We start from the raw sequence: 23,677 nt of genomic DNA, 5'->3' as shown, positions 1-23,677 counted from the left end.
GCTCCGCCACGGGGCGGTGCCGTGACCTCACAGCATCGCGTCGACCACCAGCCCGGCGAACAGCAGCAGGCCGGCGTCGCGGTTCGAGCGGAACAGCTTGAGGCAGCGCGGCGCGTCGCCGATGTCCAGCGTCGTCACCTGCCAGCCGAGATGCGTCGCGAAGGCGGCGAGCCCGAGCCAGAACGGCAGGCCGCCGCCGGCGAGCAAGCCGGCCGTGCCGATCAGCAGCACCGCGGCGCCGTAGAACGCCGCGACGATCGGCCGGGTGCGTGACCCGAACAACAGGGCGGTCGACTTGACGCCGGCGAACAGGTCGTCGTCGCGATCCTGATGGGCGTAGATGGTGTCGTAGGCGATCACCCAGGCGATGGCGCCGAGATAGAGCAGCACCGGCGCGACATCGAGCCGTCCGAACGCGGCGGCCCAGCCCATCAGGGCGCCCCACGAGAAGGCGAGGCCGAGCACGCTCTGCGGCCAGTAGGTGAAGCGCTTCATGAACGGATAGAGCGCCACGATGCCGAGCGAGGCGATGCCGGTGGCGATCGCGAAGCTGTTGAACTGCACCAGCACCACGAAGCCGACGAGCGATTGCAGGATCGCCCAGGCGAGCGCCTGCGACAGCGTCACCTGACCGGCGGCGAGCGGCCGCGAGCGGGTGCGCTCGACGCGCTTGTCGATGTCGTGGTCGGCGATGTCGTTCCAGGTGCAGCCGGCGCCGCGCATCACGAAGGCGCCGACGAAGAACAGCACGAGGTGCCAGACGTTGGGCAGCGGCGCGCCGGCCGCGACCGCCGCGAGGCCCGCCGACCACCAGCACGGCAGCAGCAGCAGCCAGGCGCCGATCGGGCGATCGAACCGCGACAGACGCAGATAGGGCTTGAAGGCGGACGGGGCGGTGCGGTCGACCCAGTTGCCGACCGAGTCGGCGACGCGACCCTCGGCGGTGTTCATCGGGCGAGCGAGCTTCCGGTGAGGGTGTCGAACGTGCCCGTGCTCGGCCGCGATCCGCCGGTCGATCCGGCCACCGGGGCGCGGGCGGTGCCGAGCGCCTCGCTGAGGCTGGGCGGCGCCGCCGGGCCGGGTCCGGCGCCGACCGGGCCGGCCGCACAGGCCTGCTTGGCGTTCTTGGAGATGTTGGTGTGGCCGGTCTTGAGCTGCTCGGCCACGTTGGCCGGGATGCCGCAGCTCGCGGCGTTCTGGCGCACATACTTGGCCCAGTTGCCGATGGCGGTGGCGAAGCTGGTGAGCAGCTTGCACATCTCCTCGCGCGGCACCTTCTTCTCGACGCCGGCCTTGGCGGCCTTGCCGCGCTTGTCGGTCTCGGCCTGAAGCTTGGTGAACTCCTCCATGCAGGGCGGGGCGCCACCGGCGCCGGCAGGACCGCCGGGCCCGCCGGCGCGCGGCGGCACCGGGGTCATCGGGCCGGCCCCCATCGGGGCGGCACCCATCGGGCCGGGCGGCGCCCCCATCCCGGCGCGAGGCGGGCTCGCGGGCCACGGCGCGGAGCCGCCGGCTCCGGCCTGAGCGGGCGGATCGGAGGGCCACGGCGCGCCGCCGCCGCTGGCGGCCGGCGGGCTCGCCGGCCACGGGGCCGTCTGCGCCATCGCGGCCCCGGCGAGGAGACCGACCACGAGGGTGACCGGGACGCCGACTCCCAGATGCCGTGCCGCGCGGGCCGCCGATCGTCCGGGTCGCGTCGTCCGCATGTCGTGTCCCCCCTGTCCGGGTTCGTGGTTCCGCTCTACGAGATCCGCTCTACAAGAGACGGGAAATCCGGCGACAAGGGGGCGATTCGCGGCCCTTTCCGCCGTGTCGTCACGGGCTTGGTAGCACCTCGGCGATGTCGGTTCCACGGTCGCGTCCGCTACGTCGCGAGCGCCACGTCGTGGTTCGTAGTGGCGTGGCCGGACCATCCGGGTAGGAGCCCCGGGGCTGGGGAGGAGATGAGGGGAATGGCGCGCTACGAGTTCCGCAGCCCGCGATTGCATGTGGAGGCACCGCTGGCGGCCGGCAGGCGGGTGCCGCTCACGGCGCCACAGCAGCATTACCTGCGCGACGTGCTCCGCCTCGACCCCGGCGATCCGGTGCTGGTGTTCAACGGCCGCGACGGCGAGTGGCGGGCCGCCGTCGCCGAGGAGGGGCGGCGCGCGATCGCGCTCGATGTCGCGGCGCCGACCCGGCCGCAGCCCCCGCCCGGCGATCTGCACTACCTGTTCGCGCCGCTCAAGCGGGCGCGGCTCGACTACCTGGTCCAGAAGGCGGTGGAGATGGGCGCATCGCGGCTCGTCCCGGTGATGACCCGCCACACCCAGGCCGAGCGGGTGAACACGGGGCGGCTGCGCGCCAATGTGGTGGAGGCGGCCGAGCAGTGCGGCATCCTGGCGCTGCCGGAGGTCGACGAGCCGCAGCCGCTCGCCCGGGCGCTCGACGCCCTGGGGGCGGGCCGCTGCCTGGTGTTCTGCGACGAGGACGCGCCGGTCGCCGATCCGCTCGCGGCGCTCGCCGCGGTGCGCCCGGTCGGCGGCGCGGTGCCGCCGCTCGCCGTGCTGATCGGCCCGGAGGGCGGCTTCTCGGAGGAGGAGCGGGAGGCGCTGACCCGGCGCGACGGGGTCGTCCGCCTCGCCCTCGGGCCGCGCATCCTGCGCGCCGACACTGCCGCAGTGGCGGCGCTCGCTCTCGTCCAGGCGGTGCTCGGCGACTGGCGGTGACGAGCCCACTCGCGGCGGCCCGGCCGCCGTCGGACCAGGCAGTGCAGCCGGGCCACACCTCGCCGCCTTCGTGCGTCCGGGGGCCGGGTCGCCCTTGACCCCCGCGGAGCGGCACGGCACCGTCCGCCGGAAGAACTGGGGGTGGATCATGCACGCCACGTCGCGGACGCTCGCGCGAACTTTGACAGCTGTTGCGCTCGCGGCGCTCGCTTGTGTGGTCGCCGGCGAGAGCCGGGCCGCGAACCCGCTGGAGCTGAACTTCTGGCTGTCCGGCCCGCGCTACGACGCGGTGGTGCCGCTGTGCGACGAGCCCGCTCCGCTGATGAAGATTCAGGATCGCTTCGGCCAGAAGGAATATCGCTTCTGGAACTCGGACCTGAAGATCGTCGGCTTCGACCGCCTGCACGAGGTCTCGTTCATGCCGTGGGCGTCGGGCACCATTCCGCGCCGCTTCTGTAGCGGCCGGGTGCTCACCAACGACGGCCATTACCGCACCATCCACTACTCGATCGCCGAGGATACCGGGATGATCGGCTCGACCTTCGGGGTCGAGTGGTGCGTGGTCGGCCTCGATCGCAACTGGGCCTTCAACCCGTCCTGCAAGATGGCGCGGCCCTGACGGCACGCTGCTCCAGAATCCTTGATGCAATCCGGAAGGCGGTGGCCGCGGGCCGCCGCCTTTTCGATTCCATACAGCGGCCGATTCAGGTCGGCGCCCCCGGACGGGCCGCCGCCAGGGCGGCCTTGATGGCGAGGAAGTCGCGCCAGGCGAGCCGCTTGGCCAGCGGCTGGCGCAGCAGATAGGCGGGGTGCAGCGTGGCGATGGCGCGGATCTCGCGCCGCCCGGTGTGGTACGTGAACCACCGCCCGCGGGTCTTCATGATGCCCTCGCGGGTGCCGATCAGCGTCTGGGCCGCAGGTGCGCCCAGGCAGACCAGCACGTCGGGGTCGGCGAGCTCGATCTGGCGCTGGATGAACGGCAGGCAGATCTGCGTCTCCAGCGGCGTCGGCGTGCGGTTGCCGGGCGGGCGCCACGGCACCACGTTGGCGATGTAGGTGTCGCTGCGGGCGAGCCCGATCGCCGCCATCATGCGGTCGAGCAGCTTGCCGGAGCGTCCGACGAACGGCAGGCCCTCCAGGTCCTCGTCGCGGCCCGGCGCCTCGCCGACGAACATCACCGGGGCGCCCGGGCGGCCGTCGGCGAAGCACAGCCTGGTGGCGGTCGCCTTCAGCGGGCAGCCCTCGAAGCCGGCCAGGATGGCGGCCAGCTCCTCGAGCGTGGCGGCGCCGCGGGCGGCCGTGCGGGCCGCCATCACGGCGTCGTCGGGTGTCGCGGGTGCGGCGCCGGGCATGGCGGCGAGGAGATCGCCGCGGCCGGTCGCGGCGCGCTCGCCGCGCGGCGGCCGGGCGACGGCTTCGGCGCCCGCCTCGCGGGGCGGGGTCGCGGGGGCGACCGGCATCGGCGCCGCGGTCGCTGCCGACGCCAGGTCGTCGGGGCGCAGCCGGTCCTGCGGGGTCTCGACCAGCAGGGCGTCGACGCCCGCGTCCAGGTAGAACGCGAGGAGGCCACGGACCGCGTCCAGGCCGGCATCGGGGCTCGTTCGATCACCGCTCATCACGGCCAGCCTATAGCAGATCGCGGCCCGGTATGGCGCGGGACGCGCGAGGGGGAGCGCATGCGTCGGTGATGCGCTTGCATCGGCGGCATTTGCGGAAGATCAAGGAGCCGGCCCGTGGCCAGCGCTCTGTGGTGGAATACCGCTGCGTGTGCGGTGCGCGGGGCGACGCGGCACGGTCGCCGACGGGTGGCGGCGAGCGCGTCGCAACGCAGCTTCCAATTGTCGCAGGGTGCCGAGGCGCCCAGTCTGCCTTTGTGAGCCGCCGCCGCGGGGGCGCGGCCTTGTCGATCGAACCAGGGTGACGTGATGGACGCAGAGTTGCCGGACCGCGAGGCGATGGAGTTCGACGTGGTGATCGTCGGTGGCGGGCCGGCCGGCCTCGCCGCCGCGATCCGCCTCAAGCAGCTCTCGCCCGATGCGTCCGTGGTGGTGGTCGAGAAGGGCGCCGAGGTCGGCGCCCACATCCTGTCCGGGGCCTGCATCGATCCGATCGCCATCGACCGGCTGCTGCCGGGCTGGCGCGAGGAGGACACGCCGATCCGCACCCCCGTCACCGAGGATCGCTTCTACATGCTGTTCGGCCAGCGGGCGCTGAAGCTGCCGAACGCCTTCATGCCGCCGCTGATGAGCAATCACGGCGCCTTCATCGTGTCGCTCGGCGACGTCTGCAAGTGGCTCGCCGGCAAGGCTGAGGCGCTCGGTGTCGAGATCTATCCGGGCTTCGCGGCCGCCGAGGTGCTGTTCGGCGACAACGGCGAGGTGGTCGGCGTCGCCACCGGCGACATGGGGGTGGGCCGCGACGGCCAGCCCAAGGACACTTTTACGCGCGGCATGGAATTGCGCGGAAAATACACGCTGTTCGCCGAGGGCGCGCGCGGCCATCTCGGCAAGCGGCTGATCGCCCGCTACGGCCTCGACCGCGATCGCGAGCCGCCGAAGTTCGGCATCGGCATCAAGGAGCTGTGGCAGGTGGCGCCGGAGCGGCATCGGCCCGGCTTGGTGCAGCACACGTTCGGCTGGCCGCTCGACAACAAGACCGGCGGCGGCTCGTTCCTGTATCATTACGGCGACAACCTCGTGGCGGTCGGCTTCGTGCTGCATCTCAACTACGAGAATCCGTATCTGTCGCCGTTCGAGGAGTTCCAGCGCTTCAAGACGCATCCCCTGGTGCGCGACACCTTCGCGGGCGGCAAGCGCATCGGCTACGGCGCCCGCGCCATCACCGAGGGCGGCTGGCAGTCGGTGCCCAAGGTCGCCTTCCCGGGCGGCGCGCTGATCGGCGACGACGCCGGCTTCCTCAACGTGCCGCGCATCAAGGGCACCCACAACGCCATGCTGTCCGGCATGCTGGCGGCCGAGCACACCGCCGCGGCGCTGGCGGCCGGCCGTGCCGGCGACGAGCTCGCCGACTACGAGAATGCCTGGCGCGGCTCCGACATCGGCAAGGACCTGTGGAAGGTCCGCAACGCCAAGCCGCTGTGGTCGCAGTTCGGCACCGCCATCGGCATCGGGCTCGGCGGCGTCGACATGTGGACCAACACGCTCGGCTTCTCGCTGTTCGGCACCCGCCGCCACGGCAAGCCCGATTCGGCCTGCCTGAAGCCGGCGGCGAGCTGCCGGCCGATCGCCTATCCGAAGCCCGACGGCGTCCTCACCTTCGACCGGCTGTCGTCGGTCTACCTCTCCAACACCAACCACGAGGAGGACCAGCCGGTGCACCTCGTGCTCGCCGATCCGGGACTCCAGAAGGCGTCGGAGCACGACGTGTTCGACGGTCCGTCGGGACGCTACTGCCCGGCCGGGGTCTACGAGTGGGTGCGAGAGGACGACGGGCCGCAGTCGCGGGTGCGCTTCCAGATCAACGCGCAGAACTGCGTCCACTGCAAGACGTGCGACATCAAGGATCCCAACGGCAACATCACCTGGGTGGCGCCGGAGGGCGGCGGCGGCCCGGTCTACCCGAGCATGTGACCCGAGCCTCGCATGTGACAGGGCCTCGTCCGGGGCGCCGGGCGGCGGCCTTGCGGGCAGACTCATACGTCGAATCGCCATGCCCGGCACTCGGGTCCGGCCTTCGGCCGGCCCGAGCATATGCCTCGTGCCGGCCACAACGGAGGTGCGTGTCCCGGGCGGAGGCGCGACGCGCCGGAGACCCGGGACCCAGGGGCGGCGATCACGGAGTTCGCGGCTCTGGGCCCCGGCTCGCGGCACTGCGCGCCGCGTCCGGGGCACGAGGCCTCACGACATGCTCTTTCACGGTATCATGCGGGCCGGCAGCGGGGGCGGTTCGCCACCGCCAGCGCCACCCGGTGCGCCACCCGGTGCGCCCCCCGGCGCCACGCGGGCGCCCTGTGGGTGCCGCCAAATAGCCGTGATCTCACGCGAATTCGCGCAGCATCGGCGTCGCGCGGCGGCGCCTCCCTTGCGGCCGACCGGCAAACCCGTCATTGTCGGCCGTCCGTGGCGCGCGGCTCGCGGTCGCCGCGCCGGGACCGGCGGCCGCGCCAGTGGCCTGCCGGGACGTCCGACACGAATCCCCGGAGACGGGTGCGCCGATGCCGAGCCGATGTCGGCGCCCGGAACGGGGACGAACGATAGCGGGCGCCGGCGCTCTCGCCGGTGACGGGACCCGTCCAGTTGGAGAACATCGAGCCGTGAGACGTAGGCTGGCCTTCCACGCCGCGGCGTACGCCGCCACCCTCGTTCTGATCGCCGGCCTGCCCGGCGGGCTCGCCGCCCAGACCTCGACCACGGCGGCCGTCTCTCCGCGCGAGGCGATGCGCGAGCCGTCACGCAGCAGCCTGGCGGGCGACTATCTGGCGGCACGCCACGCCAATGTGGGCCGCGACTCGGCCTCGGCCTCGGCCTATTACCGATCGGCCCTCAAGGGTGATCCGAAGAACGCCGAGCTGCTCGAATACGCCTTCTACGCGGTGCTCGCCGACGGCGACATCGACGAGGCGGTGAAGATCGGCGAGCGGCTGCTGCAATCGGACCGCAACGCCCGCAACCCGAATGTGCGGCTGGTGCTCGGCGTGCGCGCCCTCAAGCAGCGGCAGTACGGCCAGTCCCGCAACCAGCTCGGCCAGGCGGCGCGCGGCCCGGTGAGCGATCTCATCGCCACCCTGCTGGCCGGCTGGGCCCAGCAGGGCGCCGGCGACGTCAAGGGCGCCGTCGACGCCATCGACCGGCTGCAAGGGCCGGACTGGTACGGCATCTTCAAGGATCTGCACACCGGGCTGATCTACGACCTCACCGGCAATCGCAAGGAGGCCGGCAAGCGCTTCGAGCGCGCCTACAAGCTCGACTCCTCGGCGCTCCGTGTCGTGCAGGCGTGGGGCGGCTGGCTGTCGCGCAACGGCCAGCGCGACGAGGCCCTGAAGGTGTTCGAGACCTTCGATGCGGCGCTGCCGCGCCATCCGCTGATCCGCGCCGCCATCGAGCAGGTGAAGCGCGGCGAGCCGCTGCCCCGCATGGTGGAGAGCACCGGGGTCGGCGCCGCCGAGGCGCTGTATGGGCTCGGCGCCGCGCTGGCTCGCCGCGAGGAGGAGCTGAGCCTGGCCAATCGCGGCCTCGCCTATCTCCAGCTCGCCCTCTATCTCGACCCGCATCACGCGCTGGCGCTGCTCTCCCTCGCCGATCTCTACGAGGCGATGAAGAAGCCGGAGCTGGCCATCACGGTGTATTCGCGGGTGCCGGCCGAGTCGCCGCTGCGGCGCAATGCCGACATCCAGATGTCGCTCAATCTCGACTCGCTCGACCGCACCGACGAGGCGCGCGCCCAGCTCGGCAAGCTGATCGCCACCCACGGCGACGATCTCGAAGCCGTCATGGCGCTCGGCAACATCCTGCGGGACCGCAAGAAGTACGAGGAGTGCGCCGACGTCTACGGCAAGGCCATCGACCTGATCAAGAACCCGACCCGGCCGAACTGGATGGTGTTCTACTTCCGCGGCATCTGCCACGAGCGGTCGAAGCAGTGGGCGAAGGCTGAGGCGGATCTGAAGAAGGCGCTGGAGCTGTATCCGGACCAGCCGCACGTTCTCAACTATCTCGGCTATTCGTGGATCGATCAGCACGTCAATCTCGACGAGGGCATGCGGCTGATCCGCAAGGCGGTCGATCAGCGTCCGGACGATGGCTACATCGTCGACTCGCTCGGCTGGGCCTACTACCGCATCGGCAACTACGACGAGGCGATCAAGCATCTGGAACGCGCCGTCGAGCTGAAGCCGATGGACCCGACCATCAACGATCATCTCGGCGATGCGTACTGGAAGGTCGGCCGCCAGCTCGAAGCCAAGTTCCAGTGGACCCACGCCAAGGACCTCAAGCCGGAGCCGGACGAGCTCGCCAAGATCGAGCAGAAGCTGAAGGTCGGGCTGGCCGAGGAGCCGTCGACCGCGGCCGAGGCCGACAAGCCGAAGCCGGCCGGCCAGGGCGCCGGGCAGGGCGGCGGCTGAGCGCCGTCGGCTGCGATCCTGCTTCCCTGGCGCCATCGCCGGGCTCGACCCGGCGACCCATCTCGCCGGCTGCCGTCGCCGGACCCGGCTGCTGATATCGTCCCGGCTCGTCGCCGGGCTTGACCCGGCGACCCATCCTTTCGAGAAGATCATGTCCTTCGTCGGTGGGCGCGCGGGTCTCCGCCCGCGCACGACGAGGTCATGACGCGGACCTCAGATGACTGCGACCGTCGCATCCGATCTTCTCGAAGAGACCGCCCCCGCCAAGATCAACCTGACGCTGCGCGTGCTCGGCAAGCGCGCCGACGGCTATCACGAGCTGGAAAGCCTGGTGACCTTCACGTCGCTCGGCGACCGTCTCACCCTGCGGCCCGGGCCGGCGCTCGATCTCGCCGTCTCGGGGCCGACCGCGGCCCAGGCCGGGCCGCTCGGCGACAATCTGGTGCTCAAGGCGGCGCGGCTCCTGGCCGAGCGCGTGCCCGGCCTGGCGCTCGGTGCCTTCGACCTCGTCAAGCGGCTGCCGGCTGGCGGTGGACTCGGCGGCGGCTCGTCGGATGCGGCCGCGGCGCTGCGGCTGCTCGCCCGCCTCAACGGGCTTCCGCTCGACGACCCGCGGCTCGCCGAGGCGGCCCTGAAGACGGGCGCCGACGTGCCGGTGTGCCTCGCCGGCCGGCCGCGCATCATGCGCGGCGTCGGCGAGCGGCTGGCGCCGCCGGTGGCGCTGCCGCCGCTGTTCGCCCTGCTGGTCGGGCCGGGGTTTCCGCTCGCCACCCGCGACGTGTTCACGGCGCTTGGCCTGGCGCCGGGCGATCGCCGCGGCGAGGCCACCGCCGACGATGCGGTGCCGGCCGATCCGGACGGCTTCTGGGAATACCTGGCGGAGAGCCGCAACGACCTGGAGCCGCCGGCGATCGGGCTCGCTCCGGCGGTCGGCGATCTCCTGGCGACGCTGCGCCGCCAGCGCGGCTGCCGGCTCGCCCGCATGTCGGGGTCGGGCTCGACCTGCTTCGCGCTGTTCGACGAGCCGCGCGCCGCCGCCGACGCGGCGCTCACCCTCGGCAGCCGCCATCCGGGCTGGTGGGTGCAGGCGACCGCGCTGGCGCGGTGACGATATCGCGCTGGCGCCTGTCCTGTGCACCCAAAGCCGGGGTCTTGCGCGGAACTGTCTGTCGCCGCATGGGCCTCGGTTCAGCGGCGCCCTACGGCGCTGCGCGTCGCAGTGCGCCGCGCCCGGGACACGAGGCCGGTGTGATCAGTGCAGCTCCAGCGCCGCGAGCGTCACCGCCAGCGCCGGCACCTGCTCCGGCACCAGCGGCACGTCGGCGGCGCAGTCGGTCACCGCGGTATATCCGTCCGGACCTGGCGATCGATGAATGCGGGTCGTCAGCCGCACCGCATCGATCACCCACAGCTCGGCGATGCCGAAGCCGGCATACAGCTTGGCCTTGCGGCCACGATCCCAGCCGAGGCTCGAATCGGCGACCTCGACCACCAGCCGGGCCGTCGCGGCGGTCAGGCCCGACCAGCCCTCGGCCTTGGGATAGAAGACGAAATCCGGCTCCAGGAAGGTGTCGATGGAGAGCCGGAAGGTGGTCTCGGTGGTGAACAGGAGATCGTCCGGCAGCCGGCGCGCCCAGTGGAGATTGAGGGCCGACTTCAGAATCTCGTGGTGCCGCCCCTTGGACGCCATCGGAACGATCTCGCCCCCGATCAGCTCGATCCGCTCGTGCTCATGGAAGATGCCGAGCTCGGTCATGCGGTCGATTTCGGCGACCGTGAATCGCCAGCGCGGCAGACCTTCGGCCGCCGTCGTGGTGCGCGTCACCGGGGGGTGGACCGTCATGCCGGAAATGTAGCAAAGATCGCGGCGCCCGTCATGCGGGCGCTGTCGGCGCTCAGCCTCCGTGTCCCGGACGCGGGCGCCCGCCGTGCGTTGTCCGGGCACGGGGCGGAGAGTCAGGTAGCCGCTCAGTGGGTGCGGCTGATGGCGAACTCGACGGCCTCTTCGAGCGCCTGCTTGATCGAGCAGTCTGGGAAGAGGGCGAGCGCATCGCGGGCGATGGAGCCGTAGTGGCGGGCCCGCGTGATGGTGTCGTCGAGCGCCCGGTGCTTGGCGACCAGCGCGATCGCCTGCTCCAGATCGCCGTCGGCGATCGCGCCCGTCTCCAGCGTGCGGCGCCAAAAGTCGCGCTCGGAATCCGAGCCGCGGCGGAAGGCCAGCACCACCGGCAGGGTGATCTTGCCGTCGCGGAAGTCGTCACCGACATTCTTGCCCAGCTTGGCGGCCTTACCGCCGTAGTCGAGCGCATCGTCGACGAGCTGGAACGCGATGCCGAGATTCATGCCGAAGGAGCGGCAGGCGGCCTGCTCGGCCTTGGGCCGCTCGGCGATCACCGGGCCGACCTCGCAGGCGGCTCCGAACAGCTCGGCCGTCTTGGCGCGCACCACGGCGAGATACTCGTCCTCGGTGGTGGCGGTGTTCTTGGCGGTGCCGATCTGCCGCACCTCGCCCTCGGCGATCACGGCGGCGGCGTTCGACAGGATCTCCAGCGCCCGCAGCGAGCCCACCTCGACCATCAGCTTGAACGCCTGGCCGAGCAGGAAGTCACCGACCAGCACGCTCGCCTCGTTGCCCCACAGCATGCGGGCCGCGAGCTTGCCGCGGCGCATGTCGCTCTCGTCGACGACATCGTCGTGCAGGAGCGTCGCCGTGTGCATGAACTCGACCGAGGCGGCGAGCTTGACGTGGCCGTCGCCCTCGTAGCCGGAGAGCTGCGCCATGGCGAGCGTCAGCATCGGCCGCAGCCGCTTGCCGCCCGAGGTGATGAGATGGTTGGCGACCTCCGGGATCATGGTGACCTCGGAGCCGGTACACGACAGGATGGCGGCGTTGACACGCGCCATGTCGGCGTTGACGTGGGTCACCAGGCGATCGATGGACGCGCCAGAATGGGACTCGAAAGGAATAACGACGGCCAACGCCGATTCTCCGAAAGCAAGGACCAGGGACAATAGAAATGCTACGATAGCGCCGCAAGTGCGCTGTTTGCCACTGGCGTGGCGCTTCCGCAACGGGCGTGGCGATGCGTCCCTCGCGACACGTCCGTAGCGAAACGTCCGTAGCGAAACGTCTGGGGCGAATCGTCCGTAGGAGGACCGACTTGACGCGACTGCTCGACCGCCGCGGCGCATCCCGCTCCGGCGTTGAGACCGGCCTGCGGATCGCCGTCCTGGTGCCGTGTTACGACGAGGAGGCCTCCATCGCCCAGGTGGTGGCCGACTTCCGGGCCGCCCTGCCGGACGCCACCATCCACGTCTACGACAACAATTCGAGGGACCGCACCGCGGAGGTCGCCCGCGCCGCCGGCGCGGAGGTGCGCGGCGTCGCCCAGCAGGGCAAGGGGCACGTCGTCCGCCGCATGTTCAGCGACGTCGACGCCGACGTCTATGTCCTGGTCGACGGGGATTCTACGTATGATGCGCCGAGCGCATCGGCCATGGTGGCGCGCCTCCTCGACGACGGGCTCGACATGGTGGTGGCGGCTCGGGTGGCGGAGGGGGCGGGGGCCTATCGGCGCGGCCACCGCTTCGGCAATCGCCTGCTCACCGGCTTCGTGCGCTGGACCTTCGGGGCCGCCGTCACCGACATGCTGTCGGGCTACCGGGTGTTCTCGCGCCGCTTCGTCAAGTCGTTCCCGGTGCTGTCGGGCGGCTTCGAGATCGAGACCGAGCTGACCGTTCATGCCCTGGAGCTCGACATGCCGGTGGCCGAGATCGCGACGCCCTACTACTCACGCCCGGACGGGTCGGAATCGAAGCTCAGCACCTGGCGCGACGGCTTTCGCATCCTATGGACCATCGCCAAGCTGTACCGGGCCGAGCGACCCTTGCCGTTCTTCGGCTGGATCGGGCTCCTCGTCGCGACCCTGGCGATCGCGCTGGCGGTGCCGATCGTCGTCACCTTCTTGGAGCAGGGCGTGGTGCCGCGCTTTCCGACCGCCATTCTGGCCACCGGCATGATGATCGTGGCGGTGCTGTCGATCGCCTGCGGTCTCGTGCTCGACACGGTCACGCGCGGGCGGCGCGAGATGAAGCTCCTGGCCTATCTGGCGCAGCCGGCACCGGGCCTCGCCGGCGTCGGCGTCCGAGCCGGGGAGGGGAGCCGGCCGTGAAGGAGATTCTGCGGACCAACGATCCGGTGCTGCTGTCGGCCGTGGTGGCGCTGCTCGACGGCGCCGGCATCGACCACCTGGTGCTCGATCAGAACATGAGCGTGCTGGAGGGCTCGATCGGCATCCTGCCGCGCCGGCTGCTGGTGCCCGACACCGCGGTGCGAGTCGCCCAGGGGCTGCTGCGCGACGCCGGGCTCGGCCACGAGCTGCGGCCCGATGTCGGCTGAGACTCGCGCGCCCGCCGGCGAGGCGCCTCCAGGCGACGTGTTTCCGGGCGAGGCGCCGGCCGGGTGGCCGGCGGCCCTGGGGAGCGCGGACGCCTGGACCGACGATGCGGTGCTGAACGGCCGCCTCCGCCTGCTCCAGCCGCGCCGCGGCCATCGCTTCGGCCACGATGCCGTGCTGCTGGCGGCGGCGACGCCGGGCCGGGCCGGCGAGCAGGCCGTCGATCTCGGCGCCGGGGTGGGAGCGGCCGGGCTGCTGCTCGCCGCGCGGGTACCAGGGCTACGGGCGAGCCTGGTCGAGATCGAGCCGGCGCTTGCGGCTGCCGCCCGGGAGAACGCCCGGCGCAACGGCCTCGGCGACCGGGTCGACGCCGTGGCGCTCGATGTCGAGGCGGCGTCGGACGTCTTCGCGGCCGCCGGTCTTTCGCCCGGTGGCGTCGACCGGGTGCTCACCAACCCGCCGTTCAACGATCACCGGCGGCTGTCGGCCTCGCCCGATCCGGAGCGGCGCCGCGCCCATGTGGCGGCGGCCGATCTGGCGGCCCGCTGGATCGCGGTGGCGGCGCGGCTGCTGCGACCGGGCGGCACGTTGACGCTGATTCACCCGGCGGACCGGCTCGGCGATCTGCTCGCCCAGCTCGACCGCGGCTTCGGGGCCATTGCGGTGCTGCCGATCCACGGCAAGCCGGGCCGGCCGGCGATCCGGGTCCTGGTGCGGGCCGAGAAGGGGGGGCGGGCGCCGCTGGCGCTGTGGCCGGGGCTCGTGCTCACCGACGCGGCAGGGCTGCCCAGCGCCGAGGCGGAGGCCGTGCTGCGCGGCGGCGCGACGCTGCCGCTCGCGGCATCGTGAGAGCCGGGCCACGGACCGCAGGGAGTGGCCGCGAAACGAGGGAGGTGCGGAGCGTGTGCGAAAACCTCAGCCGCGGCGGACGCGGCGGCCGAGCCGCCATTCGGGCGCGTGATACATGGCCGCGATGAAGCCGAACAGCGACGCCATGATCAAGACCTTGAGCTCCATGACGGCACCTCCTGGTTTGCCGGGGGTAGGCAACCCGCGACGGTTCGTCCCATCTGCAACGTGCAGATGCGACGAGAGTTCGCGCTAAGCAAGAATTGCGCCTGCATTCGAGCGGTTGGATTCACGGTCGATCAACCTTGCCGGCGCTCGGCCACTGAACACCGGGGCCGGTAAACGAATCGTAACGGCCGGCTGCGACACCCCGCCCTCGCGTCCTGCGGCCGCGCGTCGATGCGGCGCCACAATCGCCCCGGAAACTCGAAGCCCTCGATCGGCTTGTCGTCCGGCGGCGGCCGGTGGTCGAGCGGAGTGGCGAAAGCAGCAGGCAGCGGATGCAGGACGGCACCATGACGGCAATGGAGACCGCGCGGCCCGGCGGCGCGGAAGGGCCGGTCTCCGGCGCGCAGCCCGACGGATCGGGCGGCTCGGCCCGCCTTCTTCTCGATCGGGCGCGGCGGCTGCTGCGGCCCGTTCTGCCGCGCCGCTGGCGCGACGACGCCGTGGTGGTGCCGGTGGTGCGAATCTCCGGGGTGATCGGCATGGCGACGCCGCTGCGGCCGGGCGTGACGCTCGCCGGCCTGGCCCGCGCGCTCGACCGTGCCTTCGCGGTGCGCGGCGCCAAGGCGGTGGCGCTCGCCATCAACTCGCCGGGCGGCTCGGCGGCGCAGTCGCACCTCATCTTCCGCCGCATCCGTCAGCTCGCCGAGGAGAAGGAGCTGCCGGTGATCGCCGCGGTCGAGGACGTCGGCGCCTCGGGCGGCTACATGATCGCCTGCGCGGCCGACGAGATCGTCGCCGATCCGGCCTCGATCGTCGGCTCCATCGGGGTCATCGGGGCGACCTTCGGGCTCGACCGGGCGATCGAGAGGCTCGGCATCGAGCGGCGCATCTACACGGCCGGCGAGCACAAGTCGTCGCTCGATCCGTTCCTGCCCGAGAACCCCGAGGACGTCGCCCGCATCAAGGCGATCCAGGAGCAGATTCACGCATTGTTTATCGATCTGGTGCGCACCCGCCGCGGCGCCCGCCTGTCCGGCCCCGAAAAGACCCTGTTCTCGGGCGAGTACTGGGTCGGCACGACGGCGCTCGGGCACGGGCTGGTCGACCGGCTCGGCGATCTGCGCGGCTATCTGCGCGAGCGCTTCGGCAAGGATGTGGTGACGCCGCTGGTCGCGTCGGAGCGCAGCTTTTTGGCGCGGCGGCTGATCGGCGCGACAGGTGGTTCCTTCGGGGATGATCTGTTCGGAGCCGGCGGACGTAGCGGATTTCCAGAAGGGCTCGCCGGCGACATCGTCTCGGCCCTGGAGGCACGCGCGCTGTGGAGCCGTTACGGCCTGTAGCGCGGCCAGGACGGCGTGCCGGTGAATGCGCGTCGGATGAACATGCCGATGCGGCGGAGCGACACAGGATTGTATCGATTCCGGGCGTCGCGTCGAACTATGGAGTGAGCGGTCGCCCGCGCCGCGCCGGTTCGCGGGCTTCGACAAGGAGAACCAGCATGCCGTTCGTGTTTCCGCCCATGATCGCAGCCGGCGTCGCGGCGCTCGGCGTGGCGGCGCTCGGCCGCGTGCTGATGAAGGAGTGGCGCCGCATCAACGAGGAGCTGGAGCAGATGCGCCCGGTCGAGGCGGTCGATCCGGCACGCCTGCCCAAGCTGCGCCGCGACCCGCGCACCGGGGTGTACCGGCCCGAATAGGCCCGAATCCTGCCTCTCACCGGCGACGTGCATGAGGCCTCGTGCCCCGGATGCGGCTCGCAGTGCCGCGAGCCGGGGCCCAGAGCCGCAAGCTCCGCAATCGCCGCCCCTGGGTCCCGGGTCTCCGGCGCGTCGCGCCTCCGCCCGGGACACGCGACCGCCGACCAGATCAGACCAACGGCAGCACTCTCGGACTGCATCCTCCGGCCGAACGCCGGGCACGACGAGTCGACCTCAGCAGCCATCGGTATTATTTGATCGCATTTTCGACGGCGAACCGGAGTCCACTTCGCCGGAAAATGCTCTAAACCCGCTCGATCCGCGCGACGGGGCGGCCGTCCTCGGCCGTCACCCGAATCGCGAAGTCGTAGCGGCCGATGTCGAGACAGATGTCGAGATCGCCCGGATGCATGTGGGCGACCTCGGGGTCGCGGAACTCGGCGATCTGGCCGCCGGCGAGGATCAGGTCGCGCACCGCCGCCGGCGCGCCGGTCCGGTCCTCCAGCAGATTGCGCAGATGGATGGCGCAGATGTCGTCCTCGTCGGTGCGCACTTGGCCGTGCCGTCCCATGGCGACGAGGGTGACGCGGTCCGGCTGCCCCGCCGTCACCGCACGGGCCGTCGCCGGCGCGGTGACGAGGGCCGCCGCATAGAGACGGTGGGCGCGGCCGAGTGCCGCCACCACGCCCTGGGTGCCGGCGCTGGTGCGCTGGATCACGGTGCGGCCGGAAAAGTCGAACTCGGACGCCTCGAACGGCGAGTTGCCGAGGTCGAAGCCCTCGACCTTGACGGCGTCGACCTCGCCCATGCAGGCGCTGCCGATCCCGGCGTCGCGCAGCGCGAACGCCTCGGCGACCGCCTCGACCATGATGATCTTCTCGGCGCCGCGCGAGAACGCCACCGCCGCGGTGGTGAAGGCGCGGAACACGTCGATCACCACCACGGTCCCGGTGGCGCGGCGGGCGCCGTCCAGCAGGCTGTCGACGACGATGTCCATGGGCTGCTCTTTCTTTCGACAGCCCCCGAACATCAGGACGAATTGCTCCGAAGCCGTATTGTCACAAGGCTCGGCGTCTCGCTCCCCCTCATCACCGCGCGCTGCGCTCGCGGGGGAGGGGAGCGGAGAGGCCCTGCGCCGGGCGTCTGGCCCGGCGCCGTCGATCGCCGATCGTCACACAATGGCGATCGTCACGATGGCGATCGTCACACGATGGCGATCGTCGCTATGGCGATCGTCACACCGTTCCGATCACACCGTGCCGGACGAGCCGCCGCCGAGCGCCGCCTGGGCGGCGGCCAGGCGGGCGATCGGCACCCGGAACGGCGAGCACGACACGTAGTCGAGCCCGATCTTGGAGCAGAACATCACCGAGGCGGGATCGCCGCCGTGCTCGCCGCAGATGCCGGCCTTGAGGCCCGCCCGCACGGCCCGCCCCCGCTCGGTGGCGATCTGCATCAGCTCGCCGACGCCGTCGACGTCGATCGACACGAACGGATCGATCGGCACGATGTTCTTGGCCGTGTAGGCGCCCAGGAACGTCGCCGCGTCGTCGCGGCTGATGCCGAAGGTGGTCTGCGTCAGGTCGTTGGTGCCGAACGAGAAGAACTCGGCCGACTCGGCGATCTCGCCGGCCCGCAGGGCGGCGCGCGGCAGCTCGATCATGGTGCCGACCTGATACTTGATCTTGATGCCGGCCTCGCCCATCACCGCCTTGGCCATGGCGTCGATGCGCGCTTTGACCAGATCGAGCTCGGCCTTGGTGGCGACCAGCGGCACCATCACCTCGGGCACCACCGGCTCGCCGGTGCGCTTGCCGGCCTCGACGGCCGCCTCGAAGATCGCCCGCGCCTGCATCTCGGCGATCTCCGGATAGACCACCGCCAGCCGGCAGCCGCGGAAGCCGAGCATCGGGTTGAACTCGGCCAGCTCCTTGGCCCGGTCGGCGAGCTTCTTGGGATCGGCCCCCATCGCCTCGGCCACCTCGGCGACCTCCTGCTCGGTGTGCGGCAGGAACTCGTGCAGCGGCGGATCGAGCAGCCGGATGGTCACCGGCTTGCCCTTCATGATCTCGAAGATCTGGGCGAAGTCGTTGCGCTGCATCGGCAGCAGCTTGGCGAGCGCGGTGCGGCGGCTCGCCTCGTCGTCGGCCAGGATCATCTCGCGCACCGCGCGGATGCGCTCGCCCTCGAAGAACATGTGCTCGGTGCGGCACAGGCCGATGCCCTCGGCGCCGAACTTGACGGCGACGCGCGCATCGTTGGGCGTGTCGGCATTGGTGCGGACCTTGAGCTTGCGCGCCTTGTCGGCCCACGCCATCAGGGTCTCGAAGTCGCCCGAGAGGGTCGGCTCCTGCATCGGCACCCGGCCGGCCAGCACCTGGCCGATGCCGCCGTCGATGGTGATCACGTCGCCCTTCTTGAAGACGTGGCCACCGGCCGTCATGGTGCCGGCCGCGTAGTCGACCCGGATCGAGCCGGCGCCGGCCACGCAGGGCTTGCCCATGCCGCGCGCCACCACGGCGGCGTGCGAGGTCATGCCGCCGCGGGTGGTGAGGATGCCCTCGGAGGCGTGCATGCCGTGGATGTCCTCCGGGCTGGTCTCGACCCGCACCAGGATGACTTTGCGGTTCTGCGACTTGAGCAGCTCCGCCTCGTCGGAGTTGAAGACGATCTCGCCCGATGCGGCGCCCGGCGAGGCCGGCAGGCCGGTGGCGATCACCTTGCGATCGGCCTTGGGATCGATGGTCGGATGCAGAAGCTGATCGAGCGAGGCCGGCTCGATGCGCAGCACCGCCTCGTTGCGGGTGATCACGCCCTCGTTGGCGAGGTCGACGGCGATCTTCAGCGCCGCCTTGGCGGTGCGCTTGCCGTTGCGGGTTTGCAGCATCCATAGCTTGCCGCGCTCCACCGTGAACTCCATGTCCTGCATGTCACGGTAGTGCTTCTCGAGCTTCTCGTAGTACTTCACCAGCTCCTTGAACGGACCCGGCATGGTCTTTTCCAGCGACGGCCGGTCGGAGCCGGACTGGATGCGCGCCGACTCGGTGATCTCCTGCGGCGTGCGGATGCCGGCGACCACGTCCTCGCCCTGGGCGTTGATCAGGAACTCGCCGTACAGCTTGCGCTCGCCGGTCGACGGGTTGCGCGAGAAGGCGACGCCGGTCGCCGAGGTCTCGCCGAGATTGCCGAACACCATCGCCTGGACGTTGACGGCGGTGCCCCAGCTCTCCGGCACGTTGTTGAGCCGGCGATACGTGATGGCGCGCTGGTTCATCCAGCTCCCGAACACCGCCCCGATGGCGCCCCACAGCTGCTCCTTGGGGTCCTGCGGGAACGGCCGGCCGGCCTCCCGCTCGACCCGCAGCTTGTAGCGGCCGACCAGCTTCTCCCAGTCCTCCGCCTTGAGGTCGGTGTCGAGCTTGTAGCCGTGCTCCTCCTTGTGCTCGTCGAGGATCTCCTCGAAGTGGTGATAGCCGACGTCGAGCACGACGTTGGAGTACATGGTGATGAAGCGGCGGTAGGAGTCGTAGGCGAAGCGGCGGTCGTTCGCCTGCTTGGCCAGCGCCTCGACGGTCTCGTCGTTGAGGCCGAGATTGAGCACCGTGTCCATCATGCCCGGCATCGAGGCCCGGGCGCCGGAGCGCACCGAGAGGAGCAGCGGGTCGGTCTTGTCGCCGAACGTCTTGCCGACGATCTTGCCGACGTGCTGGAGCGCGGCGTCGACCTGGGCGGCGAGGTCCTTCGGATAGGTCTGCTTGTTCTGATAGTAGTAGGTGCAGACCTCGGTCGTGATGGTGAAGCCGGGCGGCACCGGCAGCCCGAGGCTGGCCATCTCGGCCAGGTTGGCGCCCTTGCCGCCGAGCAGGTTCTTCATGCCGGCCTGGCCTTCCGCCTTGCCGCCGCCGAAGGTGTAGACCCACTTGCCCTTGGGGGCGGCCGCCGGGGCCGGCTTCGCCTTGGCGGCGGCCTTCGCGACCACCTTGCCGGCCGTCTTGATCGCGGTTTTGGCCGCCTTGGCGGCCGTCTTGGCGGTCTGGGCGGTGCCCTTGGCGGCCGTCTTGGCCGCAGTTTTGGCGATCGCCTTGGCGGCGGTGGCGACCGCCTTCTTGGCGACCGACTTGGCTGCCGGTTTGGTCGCCGGCTTGGCCGCCGGCTTCACCGGCGCCGCCTTCGATGCGGCCTTAGGCTGCGTCTTGACCGCGGTGGCACCGCGCGCCGCGACGACCTTGGCAGGGGCCGCGACCGACCTGCCGCGTGCTTTCATCTCGGCGGATACGGGGGCGCTCGCCGCGGCCTTCGTCCGGCCACTCCGCTCTCCCTGCACGGTCCCGGCGGGACGGCGACGCAGTGTTTTGCTCGACTTGGGCATGGACAGCTCCGGTTTTCGCAATCGCAGAAGGCACCTGAGCGGCGCGCGCAGTTCGACTGCACACCGCGGGGGGTGATATCACGGCCCGTTCGCGGGCCTCGTCCGAACTGAAATCATCCGGTTGTTATGGCCGGCAGTTTCCACTGGCGGCGCCGAATTTGCTAGCCCTCGATACGGGAAAAATCCGCGACCGCGAGAGTGGCGGCACGGATGCCGTCGAGCAGCCGCAGCCGATTCGCCCGCACGGGGGCCTCGTCCGCATTAACCGTCACCCGCTCGAAGAATGCATCGACATGAGGTCGCAGCGTCGCCATGGCGCGCATGGCGGCCGAGAAATCCTCGCGCGCCACCGCGGCCTCGGCCTCGCCCTGCGCCGCCTCGATCGCCCGGAACAGCTGCCACTCCTCGGCGTCGCGCAGCAGACCGGCATCGACCGCCCCGGTGTAGCGGGTGTCGTCGCGCTTCTCCTCGATGCGCAGGATGTTGGTGGCGCGCTTGACGCCGGCCAAGAGGTTCTTGCCATCCTCGGTGTCCAGGAATTTCGCCAGCGCCTCGACCCGGCGGACGATGAGGAGGAGGTCGCGGACATTCTCCATGCCCGGCATCTGCACCTCGGCGCGAATCCCTTGCCGGAAAACAGCATCGACGAGGTCGGGCCTTGCACCTTGCTCTCTGAGCTGCACCTTTAGACGCTCACCCAAGAAGTCGAGCAGGTCGAATACGGTAGACGCCCAGTTGTGGTTGGCAAAAAGGTCTGAGTGCTTGATCAGTATGGGGGTCATGTCGAGTCGCAACCCATTCTCCAGCACGATGCGGATCACCCCCAGCGCCGCGCGGCGCAGCGCATAGGGGTCCTTGGAGCCGGTCGGCTTCTCGTCGATGGCCCAGAAGCCCACCAGGGTGTCGAGCTTGTCGGCCAAGGCGACGGCGATCGACACCGGGTCGGTCGGCACCCGGTCGGCCGGGCCCTGCGGCTTGTAGTGCTCCTCGCAGGCCGCGGCGACGGAAGAATCCTCGCCCTGGGCGAGCGCGTAGTACTTGCCCATCAGCCCTTGCAGCTCGGGGAACTCGCCCACCACCTCGGTGAGCAGGTCGGCCTTGCAGAGCTGCGCGGCGCGCCGGACTTTTTCCACGTCGGCACCGACCAGCGGCGCCAGCTCCACCGCCAACAGCCCGATGCGGGCGATGCGCTCGGCCTGGGTGCCCAGCTTCTCGTGGAAGACGATCTGCGAGAACTTCGGCAGCCGGTCTTCCAGCCTGGTCTTCAGGTCGGTCTCGTAGAAGAACTTGGCGTCCGCGAGCCGCGCCCGGATCACCCGCTCGTTGCCGGCGACGATCGCGGCGCCGCCGTCCACCGCCTCGGTGTTGGAGACGAGGATGAACCGCGGGGCGAGCTTGCCGGTCTTCGGGTCGCGCACCACGAAGCACTTCTGGTTCGCCCGGATGGTGGCACGGATCACCTCGTCGGGGATTTTCAGGAAGGCCGGGTCGAACGACCCCATCAGCACCACCGGCCATTCGACGAGGCCGGCCACCTCGTCCAACAATCCCTGGTCCTCGACCAGCTCGAACCCTTGCGCGAAGGCGAGCTGCCGCGCCTCGTGCAGCACGATGTCGCGCCGGCGCGCCGGATCGGCCACCACCTTGGCGCCCTCGAGCTTCTGCACGTAATCGTCGAAATGCTTCACCCGGATGACGTCCGGCGCCAGGAAGCGATGCCCGCGGGTGGTGTCGCCGGCCGTGATGTGGTCGACCGTGAACGGCACCACGTCGGGGTCCTCGGTCTCCGGCCCGAAGGTGGCGACGATCGAATGCAGCGGCCGCACCCAGGTGAGCCGCCCCGTGCCCCAGCGCATCGACTTCGGCCACGGAAAGGTGCGCACCACGAGGGGCAGGATCTCGGCCAGCACGTCGATCGCCGGCCGGCCGGGCTTCTCGATCAGCGCCACGTAGAAGTCGCCCTTCTTGGGGTCCTTCTGGACGGTCGCCTGGTCGAGCGAGGCGAGGCCGGCGCTCTTGAGGAAGCCCTCGACCGCCTTCTCGGGCGCGCCGACCCGCGGCCCCTTCTTCTCCTCGCGGAGATCGGGCTGACGGACCGGGATGCCCTGCACGGCGAGTGCCAGGCGCCGCGGCGTCACCAGGGCGGTGGCGCCCTCGTAGACCAGGCCGGCATCGACCAGCCGGTCGGTGACCATCTTCTTCAGGTCCTCGGCCGCCCGGGCCTGCATGCGGGCCGGGATTTCCTCGGAGAAGAGCTCGAGCAGGAGGTCAGGCATCGGACTTCATGGTTTGGGTGATGATGTCGCGGATCTCGCGGGCGATGAAATACTTCGGATTGGAGGTTCCGGAAACCTCGCTCAGAATGCCGACCCGCACCAGGGACTCGACGTTGAGCTGGGCCGAACGGTACTGCACCCCGAGATGTTCGGCGAGCCGAGGGATGGTGACCACCGGCGAGCGGAACAGGAGGTCGGTGATCGCCACCAGGTTGGCGGATCGGCCGGCGTCCCGCAGGCGGCTCCGATACTCCTTTTGCAGGGCGAGGAGTGCGTCCGCGGTGTCGATGGCGTTCTGGCAGGCTTCCGCGACGACCGCGAGGAAGAAGTCGATCCACTCGCCCCACCGTCCGGCCCGCGAGACCTCGAAGAGATGGTCGATGTACTCGTCCTTGCGGCGCTCCAACACCGGGCTGAGATAGAGGAGCGGCTGCCGGATCGCCTGACGGGCGTGCAGATGCAGGGTGATGAGCATCCGCCCGACCCGGCCGTTGCCGTCGGCGAACGGATGGATGGTCTCGAACTGGTAGTGGATCAGCGCGGCGTCGACGAGATCCGGGATGCCGCCGCGATCCTCGCGATGAATATACTTTTCCAGCCGGTCCAGCGCCGCGATGGCCTCGCTCGGCGGCGGCGGGACGAACCGGGCATTCTCGATCTCGTGGGCGCCGATGAAGTTCTGGCGCTGCTTGAACTCGCCGGCCCGCGCGTCGGCGCCGCGGTGACGGGCGACGCCGGCGAGCAGGGTCCGATGGGCATTCCGGAGGGTTCGCAGCGACAGCGGCACGTCGGCCAGGCTGTCCATCGCCTGGGCCAAGGCCCGGCGGTAGTTGTGGACCTCGACCGTGTCGCGCCATGGCTCGCGCGCGCTACCGCCGGCGTCCATCAGGAGGAGCTGATCCACCGTCGTGTAGGTGCCCTCCATGCTGGACGAGGTGAGGGCTTCCCGCACCTGGAGCGGCTGGATCAGCAGCCAGGGATCGGGAAGCGTCCGGCCGATGCCGTTCAGCTCACCCAGTCGCTGGGCCGCGATCGCCAAGGGGGCCGCGAGCCGCGACAGGTCGAGATCGGGCGGTGGCAGGTCGTGAGGCACGAAAGCGACTTGCCCGCGCTCGGTGGGCACGAGCCGCCT

Annotated in this window: 19 protein-coding genes; 10 read left to right on the top strand and 9 right to left on the bottom strand. The window is 70.8% G+C overall.

Translation table 11 applies throughout. The annotated features are described in order from the left end of the window. Positions 1 to 27: 27 nt before the first annotated feature. Both ubiA and ACFQUV_RS12150 read right to left on the bottom strand, forming a co-directional pair. On the bottom strand, positions 28 to 951 hold the full coding sequence (gene ubiA / locus ACFQUV_RS12155) for a 4-hydroxybenzoate octaprenyltransferase (protein WP_129609642.1): 924 nt from the start codon (positions 949 to 951) through the stop codon (positions 28 to 30). Beyond that, complete coding sequence (locus ACFQUV_RS12150) at positions 948 to 1,706, bottom strand: hypothetical protein (RefSeq protein ID WP_129609641.1); 759 nt, start codon at positions 1,704 to 1,706, stop codon at positions 948 to 950. Before ACFQUV_RS12150 ends, ubiA begins: the two co-directional genes overlap by 4 nt. Positions 1,707 to 1,952: 246 nt before the next feature. Here ACFQUV_RS12150 and ACFQUV_RS12145 point away from each other — a divergent pair, with 246 nt between their 5' ends. Continuing rightward, positions 1,953 to 2,708, top strand: coding sequence for a 16S rRNA (uracil(1498)-N(3))-methyltransferase (locus ACFQUV_RS12145; protein ID WP_129609640.1), 756 nt, complete (start codon positions 1,953 to 1,955; stop codon positions 2,706 to 2,708). Positions 2,709 to 2,856: 148 nt separating this feature from the next. Next, entirely contained in the window at positions 2,857 to 3,327 is a 471-nt protein-coding gene (locus ACFQUV_RS12140) for a hypothetical protein (protein WP_111387103.1), read from the top strand. A gap of 85 nt (positions 3,328 to 3,412) precedes the next feature. Here ACFQUV_RS12140 and ACFQUV_RS12135 read toward each other — a convergent pair whose 3' ends face one another. After that, positions 3,413 to 4,324 (bottom strand): uracil-DNA glycosylase, encoded by a 912-nt coding sequence (locus ACFQUV_RS12135; RefSeq protein ID WP_129609639.1) that lies wholly within the window; start codon positions 4,322 to 4,324, stop codon positions 3,413 to 3,415. A gap of 306 nt (positions 4,325 to 4,630) precedes the next feature. On the opposite strand from ACFQUV_RS12135, the gene ACFQUV_RS12130 reads away from it, so the two are divergent. From ACFQUV_RS12130 to ACFQUV_RS12120, 3 genes are all read left to right on the top strand, one after another. After that, positions 4,631 to 6,298 carry an electron transfer flavoprotein-ubiquinone oxidoreductase gene (locus tag ACFQUV_RS12130; RefSeq protein ID WP_165363987.1) on the top strand — a complete coding sequence of 556 codons (1,668 nt, stop codon included), beginning with the start codon at positions 4,631 to 4,633 and terminating at the stop codon, positions 6,296 to 6,298. A 683-nt stretch (positions 6,299 to 6,981) separates the two neighbouring features. After that, positions 6,982 to 8,790 (top strand): tetratricopeptide repeat protein, encoded by a 1,809-nt coding sequence (locus ACFQUV_RS12125; protein ID WP_244601620.1) that lies wholly within the window; start codon positions 6,982 to 6,984, stop codon positions 8,788 to 8,790. A 217-nt stretch (positions 8,791 to 9,007) separates the two neighbouring features. Further along, positions 9,008 to 9,898, top strand: a complete 891-nt coding sequence (locus tag ACFQUV_RS12120) for a 4-(cytidine 5'-diphospho)-2-C-methyl-D-erythritol kinase (RefSeq protein WP_129609636.1) — start codon at positions 9,008 to 9,010, stop codon at positions 9,896 to 9,898. Positions 9,899 to 10,042: 144 nt separating this feature from the next. On the opposite strand, the gene ACFQUV_RS12115 is transcribed toward ACFQUV_RS12120, so the two are convergent. Then, positions 10,043 to 10,633 (bottom strand): Uma2 family endonuclease, encoded by a 591-nt coding sequence (locus tag ACFQUV_RS12115; RefSeq protein WP_155478188.1) that lies wholly within the window; start codon positions 10,631 to 10,633, stop codon positions 10,043 to 10,045. A 125-nt stretch (positions 10,634 to 10,758) separates the two neighbouring features. Beyond that, a complete protein-coding gene (locus ACFQUV_RS12110; protein WP_111388497.1) occupies positions 10,759 to 11,769 on the bottom strand; it encodes a polyprenyl synthetase family protein in 1,011 nt (336 codons plus the stop codon). A gap of 182 nt (positions 11,770 to 11,951) precedes the next feature. Here ACFQUV_RS12110 and ACFQUV_RS12105 point away from each other — a divergent pair, with 182 nt between their 5' ends. The 5 genes from ACFQUV_RS12105 to ACFQUV_RS12085 all read left to right on the top strand — a co-directional run bounded on the left by ACFQUV_RS12105 (position 11,952) and on the right by ACFQUV_RS12085 (position 15,900). Further along, positions 11,952 to 12,962 carry a glycosyltransferase family 2 protein gene (locus ACFQUV_RS12105; RefSeq protein ID WP_378394919.1) on the top strand — a complete coding sequence of 337 codons (1,011 nt, stop codon included), beginning with the start codon at positions 11,952 to 11,954 and terminating at the stop codon, positions 12,960 to 12,962. After that, on the top strand, positions 12,959 to 13,189 hold the full coding sequence (locus ACFQUV_RS12100) for a DUF2007 domain-containing protein (protein ID WP_111388496.1): 231 nt from the start codon (positions 12,959 to 12,961) through the stop codon (positions 13,187 to 13,189). The genes ACFQUV_RS12105 and ACFQUV_RS12100 overlap by 4 nt, the downstream gene beginning before the upstream one ends. Further along, the gene (locus tag ACFQUV_RS12095) at positions 13,179 to 14,036 is read left to right on the top strand and encodes a tRNA1(Val) (adenine(37)-N6)-methyltransferase (RefSeq protein ID WP_129607150.1); all 858 of its coding nucleotides are present in this window, start codon (positions 13,179 to 13,181) and stop codon (positions 14,034 to 14,036) included. The genes ACFQUV_RS12100 and ACFQUV_RS12095 overlap by 11 nt, the downstream gene beginning before the upstream one ends. Before the next feature lie 515 nt (positions 14,037 to 14,551). Next, a complete protein-coding gene (locus ACFQUV_RS12090) occupies positions 14,552 to 15,544 on the top strand; it encodes a S49 family peptidase (protein ID WP_244601401.1) in 993 nt (330 codons plus the stop codon). Between the two features lie 158 nt (positions 15,545 to 15,702). Next, positions 15,703 to 15,900, top strand: coding sequence for a hypothetical protein (locus ACFQUV_RS12085; RefSeq protein WP_129607149.1), 198 nt, complete (start codon positions 15,703 to 15,705; stop codon positions 15,898 to 15,900). Positions 15,901 to 16,204: 304 nt separating this feature from the next. On the opposite strand, the gene ACFQUV_RS12080 is transcribed toward ACFQUV_RS12085, so the two are convergent. From ACFQUV_RS12080 to ACFQUV_RS12065, 4 genes are all read right to left on the bottom strand, one after another. Further along, positions 16,205 to 16,897: a 2-phosphosulfolactate phosphatase gene (locus tag ACFQUV_RS12080; protein WP_129607148.1), complete on the bottom strand. Its 693-nt coding sequence runs from the start codon at positions 16,895 to 16,897 to the stop codon at positions 16,205 to 16,207. A gap of 252 nt (positions 16,898 to 17,149) precedes the next feature. Next, the gene (ppdK, locus tag ACFQUV_RS12075; protein WP_207211322.1) at positions 17,150 to 20,164 is read right to left on the bottom strand and encodes a pyruvate, phosphate dikinase; all 3,015 of its coding nucleotides are present in this window, start codon (positions 20,162 to 20,164) and stop codon (positions 17,150 to 17,152) included. Between the two features lie 266 nt (positions 20,165 to 20,430). After that, the gene (glyS, locus tag ACFQUV_RS12070) at positions 20,431 to 22,545 is read right to left on the bottom strand and encodes a glycine--tRNA ligase subunit beta (RefSeq protein WP_129607146.1); all 2,115 of its coding nucleotides are present in this window, start codon (positions 22,543 to 22,545) and stop codon (positions 20,431 to 20,433) included. Beyond that, positions 22,538 to 23,638, bottom strand: a complete 1,101-nt coding sequence (locus ACFQUV_RS12065; protein WP_378394914.1) for a Fic family protein — start codon at positions 23,636 to 23,638, stop codon at positions 22,538 to 22,540. Before ACFQUV_RS12065 ends, glyS begins: the two co-directional genes overlap by 8 nt. Between the last annotated feature and the right edge of the window lie 39 nt (positions 23,639 to 23,677).

The sequence above is a fragment of the Rhodoplanes sp. P11 genome, from assembly GCF_964266735.1.
Taxonomy (GTDB): domain Bacteria; phylum Pseudomonadota; class Alphaproteobacteria; order Rhizobiales; family Xanthobacteraceae; genus Rhodoplanes; species Rhodoplanes serenus.
This window is presented reverse-complemented; position numbering and strand designations above follow the sequence as displayed.